The sequence below is a fragment of the Pyrinomonas sp. genome (assembly GCF_040289685.1).
Classification (GTDB): Bacteria; Acidobacteriota; Blastocatellia; order Pyrinomonadales; family Pyrinomonadaceae; genus Pyrinomonas.
Genome location: NZ_PSLQ01000078.1, coordinates 1 through 14053 on the forward strand (window position 1 = coordinate 1; position 14053 = coordinate 14053).

The window sequence follows — 14053 nt, forward strand, 5'->3', positions numbered from 1 at the left end:
ACTTAGCGGTCGGAACGTAAAAAGAGGATCGGCACGCGGCGTTTAGATCGGAGTGCGATGCATCTCATCGGCTCGTCGAAACGCGAAAGATAAAGATCAGCGTGTGGTGCCCGGCAGCAAAGGCAACAAAACCCTCATGGCGCCGATCGCCTTTGATCGGATTCGGCGCCGGTATGCGACGAGCGAAATTGACCGAAGGGCGTCCGCCTAGCGCCGTATAGCGTGATAAACGACCAGCACGACGATGGCGCCAATTACGGCGACGATGATGCTGTAAAGGTTGAAGCCGGTGACGCCGCTGGCACCAAAAGCGCTGAAGATAAAACCGCCGACAACAGCGCCGACGATGCCAAGTATGATGTCCAGCAGCAGCCCTTTGCCGGTCTTGTTGACGATCTTGCTGGCGATGAATCCGGCGATCAATCCCAACACGATCCAAGCCAAAATAGACATAGTGATCCTCCTCGTGTAAGCGTACTCTTTACGATCTCAAACCGTTGCGTTCGACAGAGCAGAGCAAGTCGAATGCCATCGACGCCCGCCACGGCATTTGTCAGAGAATGCGGCCTGCATCGGACTTAGTGCGCTCGCGTTCGACTGCGTCTTCGTGCCCAAAACGAGAACTGTACGTCTCGAACCGCTCTGTGCCCTGCTATTCATGCTCAAAACGAGAACTTCACGCCGACTTCGCCGGAAAAACTATGTGGGATGATCACGCCAGAAGGCGTAATGAATCCCACCGGTTTCATGAAAGTGTTCGGATCGCGGACGTTGCCTCCGTAGCTATTGCCGAAGTTAGCGCGATTGGTCAAGTTGAACGTTTGAAAGATCAAGGTCAACGTAGACCTCTCTTTGAACTTGAAGTTTTTGGCAACGCGCAGGTCGAGTTGGAAGAATGGTTGCCCGCGCAGGTTGTCAAACGGCAGAATGATGCACCCGCCCGTTCGCAGGCAATCGCGATAACTTCTGGTCGTTGTGCCGAAGGCGTTGAAGGTAGCCAGCAGATCGGTCGGACGATCCTTGAAGGCGATGATGTGCGACGTGCCTCGTCCGCTGCCGACGCCAAGCACATCGAGCGCGCCATATCCTGCCGTGTAGGGGCGAGCCGATTCAAGTTGCAAGATGGGAGCGAGTTGAAAACCTGCCGGCAGGTTGACGACGCCGCTCATAGCGATGCGGTGGCGCGAATCGTTCGGCGTCGGACCATGTTCGTAAGGGGCGAAGTAATTGAAGGGGTTGAAAGGACGATTGCGAAACGCGGCGGCGTTGCCGTTATACGCTGTCGCTTTGGCAAGCGTGTAGCTGGCGTTCAGAGTGAAATTCTGATGGAGGCGCCGACGATAAGCGATGTTCAACCCATCGTAGCGGGAGCGTCCCACGGAAGCCTCTAGGTCTATGCGCCCGAGCCGCGGCAGCCCTGCGGCGGTGAAAGCCGCATCGAGCGGCCGCACGGCCGATTCGTTGATGAAGCGCAACTGCGGGTTGATGTTGAGCGTTTTCGACTCGTGCAGGCCGAGCACATGCGTGTAATCGATTTCGATCACCGAGTAAGCGTTGGGTTGCCAAGCGTAGCCGATGTTCCACTGCTGCGTATAAGGATTGCGGTAGTCTGGATCCATGATCCTTCCCGTGCTGCCCGGCGTGAGGTTGGTGGGCGGCGGCGGAATGATGGGCAACGGATCGATGCCGAAGCGCCAGTCAGAGAGCTTGATCCCTGTGCCGGGAACGATGTCGGCGGTCGGGTCGCCGGGACCGGCGCTGCTGATGGCGAAGACGCCAGCGAAGATGGTCGGGTTCGATTGTTGAATCATGAAGAGCGGGATGTTGAGGAAGGTTTGGCCGAAGTAGAGTCCGTAGCCGCCGCGGACGATGTGCCGCCCGGTTCCTCGCAGGTCCCAAGCGAAGCCAAAGCGCGGACTGAAACCGCGATTATCGTCGTGCGGCAAGGCTCTGGCCGCCGGGTGATTGATCGCCTTGAGGAAAAGGTAGGTGCGGCTTTTCGCTTGGGCTTTGGTTCCGATCAAGTTGAAGTCTTTGTCCCAACGCAATCCCAAATTGAGCGTCAATCGGCGCGTCACGCGCCAGTCATCTTGAAAATAGACGCCGAACATCTTCGCGCCGCCCGGCAGGTCGAAGTATGGATTGCCGGCGGTGGCCGACATGCCGATGACTGCGCCGGGCGTGGCAAAGCCTTGGGGGTACTTCGTCTTGTTGGAGAGGATTACGCTCGGCAGATCGAGGAAGTCGATTTCGAGCGTCGGGTTGAATTCGAAGAAGCCGCCCAGTTTCGGTTCCCACACGTAGTCGAATCCCAAGCGAAACGAGTGATCGCCGCGGACGATCGACAGATCGTCTTTGAACTGGTACTTCGCCTGATAGGATTGTTGCGGAACGTTGGTGTTCGTGCCGAAGGATATCCCGGTGGGAAAGACGAACGTGGGCACCTTCTGCTCTGAGTCGATCAGATTGTTCCAGTATTGATACCCGATCGTTAACGCGTTGACGACGCGGCTGGTGAAGGTCGAATTGAGCGTGAAGTTGCCGAGCAATAACTTGTTCTTGGTGAAGTTGCCCTGCGTCAAATCGTTTCTCTGGCCCGATTGGTCGTTCAATCCGAGGTTGGATTGTTCACTGAAGCTGACGAACATGCTCTGCTTGGCGTTGAACGTGTGATCTATACGCGCATTGACGCGCCAATCATGATAGGGGGTCGGAATGACGGGAGCCGGTTTGGCGCCGAGAAAGGTGACCAAGTTCAGTTCGGCCAAAGCGTCGCTGGCGACGGGGATCGAGGTCGCTTCGGACTGCCGTTCGATGGCGAAGAAGAAGAAGGTCTTGCGTCCGAGCGTCAAGTAGGCTGGGCCACCTTCGCCGAAACGCGGCAGATAGAGAGGGCCGCCGATGCTGCCGCCCCACTGCTTGCGGTTGAACGGCGGTTTCTGTTTGGTGCTCACCGCTGGCGGAGTTACTTCAGCCGCATTCAACTTGCGGTCACGCACGAAGAAGAAGGCCGAGCCGTGATATTGTCTCCCGCCGGACTTCGTGACGACGTTGATCGCTGCTCCCTCGCTCCGCCCGTTGGCGGCGGAAAAGCGTTGGGTGCTGATGACGAACTCCTGAATGGCCTCCAACGGAAACTGCATCACTGGTCCGCCCACGGTGTTGTCTTTGTTGTCGATGCCGTTCACCGTGACGTTGACGTTGCGTCCGGAAGAGCCGTTGATGCCGAAAACGGCGATGCGCCTTTTGGTCGGATCGTAGGCGTCGACGGGCTTGGCTCCGGGAGCGAGATAAGCCAGATTGCCGAGATCGCGGCCATTGAGGGCAGGTCTTGGACGTCGCTCGGCGTGATGTTGAGGCTGACGTCGGTCTTCTGTTGATCCAGCAGCGGGACTTCGCTGGTAACGGTGACCGTTTCCGAACGCGCGCTGGGCGACAAGGTCACATCGAGGTTGCTCGTTTTGCCGACGAGCAGTTCCACCCTTTCCGCCACCGCTTCGGCAAAACCGGGCGCCGTCACCTTGACCGTATAGATCCCGGCGGGCAGAAGCTCCAAGCGATATGCTCCCTCTTCGTTAGTGGTCGTCGTGCGGGTTAGCCCAGTCGCCACATTGGTGGCCGTAACGGTCGCCCCAGAGACGACGGCCTCCTTGATGTCCTTGACCGTGCCGGCGAGCGCGCTGCTTGCCGTCGCTTGGGCGAGCGCGGACGTGCCTGCGACTTGAAGCATCAAGGCGATTAAAAGCAGGGCACAGAAACAGCGCCATGCCCAAGGTCGAAGCCCTTTGCCGCTTCTTGCGGTCAGGTTCGGGAACGTTCTCATGGTGTGGCTTCCTCCTAAGTTAAAGACGGTTCGTTGAGCGGATATGGCTCGCAGCCAAAGACCTGAAGCGACGCCGCGAACAGATGTTGCAACAGGCCGCAGCGCGAGGAGTCAACGGCCGGTTCAGCGCCGGGACGTTTCCAACGGTTTTGAACGAGCGCGTGTGCGCCGCGTTTCGAGGCAAGCTCCCCAGTCGGCAGCGGAAAATATCACTGCACTAGCGTCATGTCAACCGAGGTGGCGAAAAGGGATGAAACGCGGTCGATGGACGCGCCGACATGTTGCCAGCAGCGTGGAGAACGACGGGACAAGGGACCTTCAGTTAGGGCGGAGCTTGTGCTGCGAAGGCGCAAGCTCGCACCACTTATGCGCGGCCTTTTGCATCGCTTCCTTTTCGGTGAGGAGAAGCCGTGCGAGCCACAGGAGAGAGCGAATTCAAGCCCGATGCTATGGTTTCTTCTCGATGAGGATTGCTTCGATCACGCCCTGTTTGTTGGTGCCCTCTGCGGCAAAAGGGTCAGATGGCTCGCGCTTGTTCTGCCCGTTCCGGCGCGCTTGCATCGGGGCTTGTATCGGGACCCTACTGCGGAGTCAACTGCCTGCCCTCCAAATCATCCTAAAGAATCGTATCGATTTGCATCGGGACCGTACTGCGAAGTCAACCACCTCACGGCGACGAGCTTGGTCATTAGCGGTGAGCAAGCCGTAACCGCGAGCCTCAGCACAAGGCGACGCGTGATGATGCGAGGAAGCAATTAATTAGTGCTCCTTGATGAGAAGATCTGTCGCTTTCAGTCACGCAAGGAGAGTTCCGCTTCTTTCAACGCTTCGCGAACGCGTTTGGGGGCCGTGCCGCCCGTTTGATTCTTGGTGCCTAGCGTTGCATCGAGAGTCAAAGCAAAGAGCACATCTTCTTCGATGACGGGCGAAACAGCGCGCATCACCTCCAACGGGAGCTCATGCAGTTCCACACCGCGTTCGATCGCGGCAAGCACCATACGCCCTGCTGCTTCGTGCGCGTCCCGGAAGGGGACTCCTTTGCGCACAAGGTAGTCGGCGAGTTCCGTCGCGTTCATGAAACCTTGCCTGACGGCAGCGCGCGTCCGCTCTTCGTTCAAGCGCGCGTTGCGTAGCACCTTCGCCATCACTTTCAAACAGTCCTTCGCCGTATCCACCAGATCGAAGATCGCCTCCTTGTCCTCTTGCATGTCTTTGTTGTAAGCAAGCGGCAAGCCCTTCATCACGGAGAGCAGCGCCACCGTCTGCCCGAACACGCGCCCCGCTTTGCCGCGGATGAGTTCGAGCGCATCCGGGTTCTTCTTCTGCGGCATCAAGCTCGATCCGGTCGCCACCGCATCGCTCAACTCGATGAATCCAAACTCCGCCGTCGCATAGATGATCATGTCTTCGGCGAGGCGCGACAGATGGACCATGATGAGCGAGGCGGCGGCGGCAAACTCGATGCAGAAATCTCGGTCCGAGACCGCATCCAGACTGTTTCGTGAGACGGCTTCGAAACCGAGCGCGCGCGCCATCTCCTCGCGGTCGAGCGAGTAGCTCGTCCCCGCCAGCGCTCCTGAACCGAGCGGCAGGACGTTGGTCCGGCGGCGCGCATCGCGCAACCGTTCGCGATCGCGGGCGAACATCTCGAAGTAGGCCAAGCACCAGTGGGCGAAGAGCACAGGTTGCGCCCGCTGAAGATGCGTATAGCCGGGCATCACCGCCTCTTCGTGACGGGCGGCAAATTCGACGAGGGCGCGCTGTAAGTCCCGCACGAGTTCCACGATCCGATCGAACTCTTCGCGCAGCCAGAGGCGAAAAGCGGTCGCCACCTGATCGTTGCGGCTACGTCCGGTGTGAAGTTTGCGCCCGACCTGACCGACCATCTCGACGAGGCGCGCTTCGATGAATGAATGGACGTCTTCAGCCTGATCGTCGACGAGATAGTTCGGATCCGCAGCGGCCCGACGGCTGATTTCAAGCAGCCCTTCGGTGATCGCACGCGCTTCTTCGGTCGTCAGCACTCCCGCCTTGAACAGCGCCGCCGCGTGGGCGATGCTCGCGCGCACGTCCGCATGGATCAGCCTGCGGTCAAAATCGAAAGAGCGATTGAAGCGGACGAAATCGGCGTCGGCCTCGCCCGTGAATCTGCCGCCCCACAGTTTGGAAGTCATCCCCTTTGGAACCCCCTTTCGCGTTGACAGAAAGCGATAGTCGTGCTACTTTATGCGAGTATGCAGCTATTATGCACAAATTGATGCATAAAAGCAAATGGACAAGCGGCAGCGACAGCGGAAGATTTTGAGCTTGATTCAATCGCGACGGGTTTCGACGCAACAGGAATTGGTCGAACTGCTCGAACGCGCCGGGTTCACCGTGACGCAATCGAGCGTATCGCGTGACCTCGAAGAGTTGGGGATCGTCAAGCACCGCGGACGTTACACGTTGCCGTCGTCGGCAGACGGCGCGGCGACGCGCGGCCTCGTCGATCTGGATGTGGCTGGCGATCATCTGATCGTCGCCAAGTGCGAGCCGGGGCTCGCTTCTGCCGTCGCCGTCGAGATAGACCGCGCGCTGATTCCGGAGATCATTGGGACGTTGGCTGGCGAAGATACGGTCTTCATCGCTGTTCCGAACCGGCGGGCGCAGCGCGCGGCCATCAAGAAGATTTGGGAGCTGTTCTCATAAGATGATGAAAGGCAAGATCAAAAAGATCGTGCTCGCCTATTCGGGCGGTTTGGATACATCCGTCATGCTTCACTGGTTGCGAGAGCGCTACGGGTGCGAAGTGGTCTGTTTTTGCGCCGACGTTGGGCAGGGCGAGGAACTCGACGGGTTGCACGAAAAGGCGCAGCGCACGGGCGCGTCCAAGCTCTACATCGAGGATCTGCGTGCGGAGTTCGTCCGCGATTTCGTTTGGATGGCCGTCAAGGCCAACGCCGTTTACGAGGGCGTCTATCTGCTCGGCACATCGCTTGCTCGTCCCGTCATCGCCAAAAAACAGATCGAGATCGCGCGGCGCGAAGGAGCCGATGCGGTCGCGCATGGGGCGACGGGCAAGGGCAACGATCAGGTGCGATTCGAGTTGACCTATTACGCGCTGGAGCCGGAGATCAGAGTGATCGCGCCGTGGCGCGAGTGGGAGTTTAAGGGGCGAAGCGACCTGCTCGCTTACGCTGAGCGGCACCACATCCCAGTGAGCGCAACGTCTGAGAAGCCCTATTCAACCGATCGCAACCTGATGCACATATCCTATGAAGGCGGCATCCTTGAGGACCCATGGGCCGAACCGCCGTCCGCTATCTTTCAACTGACCAAAGCGCCAGAGGAAGCGCGCGCCGAGCCCGAATACATTGAGATCGCTTTCGCGCAGGGCGTGCCGATCAGCATCAATGGCGAGCGACTGGAACCGGTCGCGCTGCTTCAGAGATTAAACGCCATCGGCGGAGAGCACGGCATCGGGCGCGTTGATCTGGTGGAGAATCGCTTCGTTGGGATGAAATCGCGCGGCGTGTATGAAACGCCGGGCGTCACCATCTTGCATGTGGCCCATCGCGCGTTGGAATCGATCACGCTGGATCGGGAAGTGCTTCGGTTGCGCGATCAATTGAGCTTGAAATTCGCCGAGCTGGTCTACTACGGCTTCTGGTTCTCGCCCGAGATGGAAGTGATCAGGCGGACCATCGACGAAACTCAGCGCGATGTTACGGGCGAAGTCCGTCTAAAGCTTTACCGAGGCAACGTCATCGTCGCTGGGCGGCGCGCTCCGCGTTCGCTCTATAGCGAGAAGTTGGCGACGTTTGAAGCCGACGAGATCTACAATCAGCGCGACGCCGAAGGGTTCATCAAGTTGAACGCGCTCAGGCTGCGTACGCTGGCGCGTTTGCGAGATTGATCGAACGAAAGGGCGGCAATGGGCGAACAACTTCTTCAAGTCAACGTAGACAAGATCGGTTCGGTGACCGCGCGGCTCAATCTGCCGAAGAGCTTGTGGGTGGTGACGCGCGGGCGGCGCGCGCGGGCGGGCGACGTCGTAGTCGTGCGCGCGTTGAGCGACAGTGCGACCTACAACCAGCTTGAGCTTCCGACGGGAAGGCTCGCTAAAATCAACCCGGGCGATCTGTTGGTAGGCGCACTGGGGAGTCGGCGAGCGCTCAAGGGGTTCGTCGGCGACGTGCCGCGTGAAGTGGCCGCTGGAGATAAACTTCATCTGCTCAACATGGGCGGCGTCATAGGGTTATGCACGGGCCATCATTCAAGTCTTGGCGACGCCATTCAGGTCGAGATCATCGGCACGGTGTGCGACGAGAAGGGGGAAGCGCGCAACATCGCCGATGCGGCGCTCGCGCCGTGCGACAGGTTGGAAGCGAGCGCGCCGCTCATCTTCATCGCTGGCGCGTGCATGAACAGCGGCAAGACCTATGCAGCCACCGAGTTGATCAAACAGGCGACGCGCGCCGGATTGCGCGTCGCGGCGGGCAAGCTTTCAGGCGTCGCTTGTCTGCGCGACACGCTCAACATGAGCGATCACGGCGCCATCGCAACGGCGAGTTTTCTCGATTGCGGTCTGCCTTCCACGGTCGGCATTAGCGATCTTGGACCGGTGGCGAAAACGATCATCGAAACGTTGAACGAGAGCGGACCGGATTGGATCGTGATCGAACTCGGCGATGGCATACTCGGCGGCTACGCCGTCGATTCCGTTTTTGACGACGACGAACTGATCGCGCACATGGCCGCGCTCGTCTTCTGCGCGTCCGATTACGTCGGTGTGTGGGGCGGCATCGAGTGGTTCCGGCGACGTGGCTTGAGCGTCGATGTGGTCGCCGGGTCGGTGACCGACGCCAAGATGGGCGAAGATTTCATCGAACGCGAGTTCGGCGTCCGCGCCGGAAACGCGCGCCGCGACGGGGCGCGTCTGTTCGCGCTCGTTCGAGACAAGATCGAACGGTTCGTCGCGCGGCGAAGCTCCTCAGAGGCAGAACTTGCGCCTTGTTGAAGGCGATGAAGCGCTCGGCTCGGCAAGCGGCTGAGATCGAAAGCGCGCATGCTGCTGTCGAGGAAAGCGAAGACCCGTTGTTTGCGGGAAAACCACGGGGAGCGAACGACGCTGATGGCGACCAAAATCAGAATCGGGATCTTGGGCGGTTCGGGATACGGCGGCGCGGAGCTGCTTCGTCTCCTGCTCTTTCATCCGGCGGCGGAAATCGCGCTCGTCACAGCCAACGAACACGCGGGCAGAAGCGTGGGCGAAGTGCACCGCAACCTTTACGGGTTGACCGATCTTCGGTTCGCGCCCCTGCCGGACGATCTGCAAACGCTCGCTGATCTAGACTGTTTGTTTCTTGCGTTGCCGCACGGACAAGCAATGGAGATCGTTCCGCGTTTGCCTTCGCGTCTCAAAGTAGTAGACCTGTCGGGCGATTTTCGCCTGCGCGACCGCGAATCGTTCGCGCGTTACTACGGGCGCGAGCACACCGCTTTCGAGTGGCAGCGGGAGTTCGTTTACGGTTTGACCGAGACGCATCGCGCCGAGATCGCGCGAGCACGACGCGTGAGCAATCCGGGGTGTTTTGCCACGGCGACTGCGTTGGGGCTTGCGCCGCTGGTCGCCGCGGAGTTGATCGAAGGGCGCGTCATCGTTGATGCGAAGACCGGTTCATCCGGATCGGGCGCGAAAGCGGCGGCCAACACGCACCATCCGCAGCGCGTCAACTCTTTTTACGCCTACAAACCTTTCGCTCATCAGCACGTGCCCGAGATCGAGCAGGAACTTCGCTCCATCGGCGATTGGCGCGGCGAACTCGTCTTCATGACCCATTCGGCGCCGGTAGCGCGCGGCATCTTCGCTTCGATTTACGTCGAGCTGCGCCGCGCCTTGGACGAACGTGCGTTGCGCGATCTATTCGCGCAGTTCTACGGCGGGTCTTGCTTCATCAGACTGGTTCAAGGATCGCCCGACATCAACTGGGTCAAGACGACCAACTTTTGCGACATAGGATTTGCCACGCGCGACCGACAGGCGGTGATCTTCACGGCGATCGATAATCTCGTCAAAGGAGCTGCTGGACAAGCCGTACAGAACATGAACCTGATGTTCGACTTGGACGAGCGAACCGGCTTGCTGTTGCCGGGAAGCAATCCGTGAAGAGCTTCCTCGCGGCACAGGAAAAGAGGCGCCGCCGTGATCTTTGCGGACGAGGGGCGCGAACACTCAGCGCTGATTGGCGCGAGTCTCGCTGTTGTGATACTGAAAGGGGGCGTCCGCGCTCTTCCGGTGAATTCATCGGATTCAGCTTCATCGAAGCGAATGCGCATAGAGCATCCGTTTTCTTTCGGTGATTCATCAAAGGGCGCAGCTTCGAAACGGGGTGAAGATGAGGACCAAAGAGACGTTCAACCACGCGCTCGTCGATTCGGCAACGCGCGAAGATCTTTTTCAGGTGGTCACATACCAGAAATTCCCGCTGACGGTCGTGCGCGGTCGCGGCGCGTGGGTCGAAACGACCGATGGCCAACGCTTTCTTGACCTTTACGGTGGGCACGCGGTGGCCGCAACCGGCCATTGCCATCCGCACGTCGTCGCCGCGTTGAAAGAGCAGGCCGAACGTTTGCTCTTCTACTCGAACGTGGTCTATTCGGACGTGCGTGCGCAGGCGGCGGAAAAACTGGTCCAGATCGCGCCACGCCCGCTCGCCAAAGTCTTCTTTTGCAACTCCGGCACCGAGGCCAACGAGAACGCCATGCGCATGGCGCGATTGGCCACCGGGCGCGAACGGATCATCACTTTCACGGGAAGCTTTCATGGGCGCACGGCCGATGCGATCAGCGCGACTTTTCTCGGAAAATATCGCGACTTGGGACGCCCCAACGTTCCGGGCCACCTATGTGCCGAATTCGGCTCCATCGAATCGGTCGAGCGTTTGGCCGATGAGAAAGTGGCGGCTATCTTGATCGAGCCGATTCAATCCATGGCCGGAGTGCGCATGGCCGAACCGGAGTTCTACGAAAAGCTGCGCGCGCTGTGTGATGAGCGCGGTATCGCGCTCATCTTCGATGAGGTGCAGACGGGCGTCGGGCGCACCGGGACTTGGTTCTTCGCCGGAAGCGAAGCCGCTGGCGGCGTAGTGCCTGACATCTTGACGCTCGCCAAGGCCTTGGGAAGCGGCGTTCCCGTGGGCGCATGCCTCGCCAGCGAACGGATCGCGAGCGCTATCCGCCTGAACGATCTCGGGACGACTTTCGGCGGCGGCATGTTGGCGATGGCCGCTGTGGTTGCGACGCTCGAAGCGATCGAACGCGACGCGTTGATGGAGAACGTTCGCCGCGTCGAAGCGCACCTGCGTCGGCGGCTCGCCGATTTCTCGGAAGTGAAGGGCGTGCGCGGGCGTGGCTTTTTGTTGGGCGTCGAGTTCGTTTCGGATGTCGCCGGGCGCTTGCAGAAGCGTTTGCTGGAGGCGCACATCATCACCGGCACGTCAAGCGATCCGCGCGTGTTGCGCCTTCTGCCGCCGCTTTGTTTGAGCGAAAGCGAAGTCGAACTGTTCGTCGAACATTTGCGCGCGGCGCTCGACGAAATAGCGTAAGCTGCGCTGGCCTGATCTGCTTGCGCGCAATGACCATCCGCTCCCGAACGTCATGCTCGTAGAATTTGCCGGAGCTGACCTTCCGCCCGAACTCTGCGGCAGACAAGAGGAATCACATGCCAAGACATTTTCTGAGCACTGCCGATTGGTCGCGCGATGAACTCGAAAGTTTGATCGAAGAGGCGCTCGCCTTCAAGCGCGGCGAGCGTCGCGATCGACCGCTCACTGATCGTTCAGTGGCCTTGGTCTTCTTCAACCCAAGCTTGCGCACGCGCGCTTCCATGCAGCTCGCCGTCAATCAACTCGGCGGTTACCCGATCGTGCTGGAGCCGGGTTCGACGAGCTGGACCATCGAATACGCGGAAGGCGCCGTCATGGATCGCGATCGGACGGAGCACGTCGCCGAATTCGTCGGCGTGCTCGGGCGGTATTGTGCCGCTATCGGCGTGCGCGTCTTTCCGGCGCTCAAAGATTGGCGCGAAGAGCGCGCGGATCCGATCATCGGCGCGTTCGCACGACGTTCTCCCGTCCCTATCATCAATCTCGAATCGGCCATGCACCATCCCTGCCAAGCCTTGGCTGACATGACGACCATCCGCGAAAGGCTCGGAGCGGGGAAGCGGCGCGTATCGCTCGTCTGGGTGTGGCACCCGAAGCCTTTGCCGATGGCTGTGCCCAATAGCTTCGCGCTCGCCGCTGCGCAGCTCGGTCATGAACTGACGATCGCTCATCCGCCCGGCTACGAACTCGATGACGAACTCGTGCGCGAATTGAACATGCTGGCCCATGACCACGGAACGCGCGTGCGCATCTCGAATGAGATCGAAGATGCTTTCGATGGCGCGCAAGTCATCTATGCCAAGAGTTGGGGCAGCCGCATGTTCTACGGCATGGCGGAAGAAGAGCGCGAGATGCGCGCCGCTTACCGGCGCTGGATCGTCGATGTCAAGCTGATGAGCCGGACAGATGATGCGATCTTCATGCACTGTTTGCCTGTGCGACGCAACGTCGAGGTGACCGACGACGTCTTGGATTCGCCTGCATCAGCCGTGCTCGACGAAGCGGAGAACCGTTTGCACGCGCAAAAGGCCATCATCGCGCGCGTGTGCGAAAGAGAGGCGAGATGAGCGTGCGACGGTTGCGAAGATCAACCGATTGCCCTTGCGTCATCTGCGGAGGAGAAGCGAGATGAGCGAGCAACGTTTAGAGCTTCTGCGCGAAGCTTTGCCCTACATTCAGCGATTCAAAGGCAAGACGTTCGTCGTTAAATTCTCCGGCAAAGTGACCGAAGATCACGATAATCTGCTCTCGTTGGCCGAAGAGCTGGCGTTGCTTCATCAGGTCGGCATTCGCGTCTGCGTCGTGCACGGCGGCGGCAAGCAGCTGAGCGAACTGGCTGCACGCATGGGATTGGAGCAGACCATCATCGACGGGCGGCGCGTAACGGACGATGCGACGCTCGAAATGGCGAAGATGGTCTTCGCCGGCAAGATCAACACGGAGATCCTCGCCGCATTGCGTCATCGCGGCGTGGAGGCTGTTGGCCTTTCCGGCGTCGATGGCAACATCGTTCACGCCAAACGTCGCCCGCCGAAAGAGGTCATCAACCGCGAGACGGGCGAGCGCGAGCGGATCGACTTCGGGCACGTCGGCGACGTCGTCGAGATCAACGACCGACTGCTTCGCGTCCTGCTCGATCACGACTATCTGCCCGTCGTCTCTTCGCTCGGCGCCGACGATCAGGGACGCATATACAACATCAACGCCGACACCATCGCTGCCGAAGTGGCCGTCCGCCTGCAAGCGGAGAAGCTCATCCTTTTAAGCGACGTCGATGGGATATATTTGCGCCCCGATGATGTGACGACGAAGCTCTCGCGCTTAACGGTGGAAGAAGCCGAAGCCCTGCTGCGCGAACGCGTCGCTTCGGGCGGCATGATCCCGAAGTTGCAGAGCATCATCGATCTGCTGCGACGCGGCGTGCGTAGCGCGCACATCATACATGGGTTGACGCGCAATGCGCTGTTGGCCGAAGTCTTCACCGACCGGGGCACGGGAACGATGGTCGTCGCTTGAGCGAAGGCCTTTTCGCCCGATTCTGCCGCGCGCTTCGCAGCGGCGCGAGCGCCCTTTTATCCCAGCGGAGATGCCGAGCGGCGACGGAACCAACCGGTGACGCTGAAGCGTTCGCGCTCTGCCGGCAAGACCTCGTGGTAGATCGAATCGCTGCGGAACAGCACGCACACGCCAGCCTCCGGCAATACGTCAACCGACGCCACTTCGTCGCATGGGTAAAGGCGTAACGCCCCGCCATGCTCTGGGCACCAATCGCGGTTCAGGTAGAGGACGCAAGAGATCATGCGATCTGCCGATGACGCAGAGCGGTCTACGTGTTTGCGGTAGAAGGCGCCCGGCGGATAGACGGCAAAGTGTGCTTCAAGCGAAACGAGACCGACGAAGAGGCGTCGGTTGAGTTCGCGTCGAAGCTTTTCCATCCGTTGCCGATAGAATCGTTGCACTGGAATCGGCGCGTCTTCATCGAGCCAGAAGATGAGATCGCTGCGCACGTCCGGAAGCACGCGGCGGTCGCGCCCGATGCCGGCCTTTTTGAACTCGCCCGCTGCCCAAAGTCGGCGCGCTTCGG

General features: G+C 60.0%; 12 protein-coding genes. 7 read left to right on the top strand and 5 right to left on the bottom strand.

Annotated elements, in window-relative coordinates:
* Positions 1-207: 207 nt before the first annotated feature.
* The 4 genes from C4334_RS13205 to argH all read right to left on the bottom strand — a co-directional run bounded on the left by C4334_RS13205 (position 208) and on the right by argH (position 5997).
* Positions 208-453, bottom strand: a complete 246-nt coding sequence (locus C4334_RS13205) for a GlsB/YeaQ/YmgE family stress response membrane protein (RefSeq protein ID WP_352432559.1) — start codon at positions 451-453, stop codon at positions 208-210.
* 209 nt (positions 454-662) lie between these two features.
* A complete protein-coding gene (locus C4334_RS13210) occupies positions 663-3188 on the bottom strand; it encodes an outer membrane beta-barrel protein (protein ID WP_352432560.1) in 2526 nt (841 codons plus the stop codon).
* Entirely contained in the window at positions 3185-3823 is a 639-nt protein-coding gene (locus tag C4334_RS13215) for a carboxypeptidase-like regulatory domain-containing protein (protein ID WP_352432561.1), read from the bottom strand. The genes C4334_RS13210 and C4334_RS13215 overlap by 4 nt, the downstream gene beginning before the upstream one ends.
* A 791-nt stretch (positions 3824-4614) precedes the next feature.
* Positions 4615-5997: an argininosuccinate lyase gene (gene argH / locus C4334_RS13220; RefSeq protein WP_352432562.1), complete on the bottom strand. Its 1383-nt coding sequence runs from the start codon at positions 5995-5997 to the stop codon at positions 4615-4617.
* A 97-nt stretch (positions 5998-6094) separates the two neighbouring features.
* On the opposite strand from argH, the gene C4334_RS13225 reads away from it, so the two are divergent.
* From C4334_RS13225 to argB, 7 genes are all read left to right on the top strand, one after another.
* On the top strand, positions 6095-6511 hold the full coding sequence (locus tag C4334_RS13225) for an arginine repressor (RefSeq protein ID WP_352432563.1): 417 nt from the start codon (positions 6095-6097) through the stop codon (positions 6509-6511).
* Between the two features lie 4 nt (positions 6512-6515).
* The gene (locus tag C4334_RS13230) at positions 6516-7718 is read left to right on the top strand and encodes an argininosuccinate synthase (protein ID WP_352432570.1); all 1203 of its coding nucleotides are present in this window, start codon (positions 6516-6518) and stop codon (positions 7716-7718) included.
* An 18-nt stretch (positions 7719-7736) separates the two neighbouring features.
* Entirely contained in the window at positions 7737-8822 is a 1086-nt protein-coding gene (locus tag C4334_RS13235; protein WP_352432564.1) for a hypothetical protein, read from the top strand.
* 114 nt (positions 8823-8936) lie between these two features.
* Positions 8937-9971: an N-acetyl-gamma-glutamyl-phosphate reductase gene (gene argC / locus C4334_RS13240; protein ID WP_352432565.1), complete on the top strand. Its 1035-nt coding sequence runs from the start codon at positions 8937-8939 to the stop codon at positions 9969-9971.
* A gap of 229 nt (positions 9972-10200) precedes the next feature.
* The gene (locus C4334_RS13245; RefSeq protein ID WP_352432566.1) at positions 10201-11409 is read left to right on the top strand and encodes an aspartate aminotransferase family protein; all 1209 of its coding nucleotides are present in this window, start codon (positions 10201-10203) and stop codon (positions 11407-11409) included.
* Between the two features lie 116 nt (positions 11410-11525).
* Positions 11526-12536, top strand: a complete 1011-nt coding sequence (locus tag C4334_RS13250) for an N-acetylornithine carbamoyltransferase (protein WP_352432567.1) — start codon at positions 11526-11528, stop codon at positions 12534-12536.
* 61 nt (positions 12537-12597) lie between these two features.
* Positions 12598-13485: an acetylglutamate kinase gene (gene argB, locus C4334_RS13255; protein ID WP_352432568.1), complete on the top strand. Its 888-nt coding sequence runs from the start codon at positions 12598-12600 to the stop codon at positions 13483-13485.
* A gap of 56 nt (positions 13486-13541) precedes the next feature.
* Here the strand turns inward: argB and C4334_RS13260 are convergent.
* The coding region (locus C4334_RS13260; protein ID WP_352432569.1) for a 2OG-Fe(II) oxygenase at positions 13542-14053 on the bottom strand (512 nt) is incomplete at its 5' end.

Bases quoted from the DNA above. Each gene is read 5' to 3' on its own strand.
- C4334_RS13205 (WP_352432559.1), bottom strand. From the start codon at position 453: ATGTCTATTTTGGCTTGGATCGTGTTGGGATTGATCGCCGGATTCATC.
- C4334_RS13215 (WP_352432561.1), bottom strand. From the start codon at position 3,823: ATGAGAACGTTCCCGAACCTGACCGCAAGAAGCGGCAAAGGGCTTCGA.
- argH (WP_352432562.1), bottom strand. From the start codon at position 5,997: ATGACTTCCAAACTGTGGGGCGGCAGATTCACGGGCGAGGCCGACGCC.
- C4334_RS13225 (WP_352432563.1), top strand. From the start codon at position 6,095: ATGGACAAGCGGCAGCGACAGCGGAAGATTTTGAGCTTGATTCAATCG.
- C4334_RS13230 (WP_352432570.1), top strand. From the start codon at position 6,516: ATGAAAGGCAAGATCAAAAAGATCGTGCTCGCCTATTCGGGCGGTTTG.
- C4334_RS13235 (WP_352432564.1), top strand. From the start codon at position 7,737: ATGGGCGAACAACTTCTTCAAGTCAACGTAGACAAGATCGGTTCGGTG.
- argC (WP_352432565.1), top strand. From the start codon at position 8,937: ATGGCGACCAAAATCAGAATCGGGATCTTGGGCGGTTCGGGATACGGC.
- C4334_RS13245 (WP_352432566.1), top strand. From the start codon at position 10,201: ATGAGGACCAAAGAGACGTTCAACCACGCGCTCGTCGATTCGGCAACG.
- C4334_RS13250 (WP_352432567.1), top strand. From the start codon at position 11,526: ATGCCAAGACATTTTCTGAGCACTGCCGATTGGTCGCGCGATGAACTC.
- argB (WP_352432568.1), top strand. From the start codon at position 12,598: ATGAGCGAGCAACGTTTAGAGCTTCTGCGCGAAGCTTTGCCCTACATT.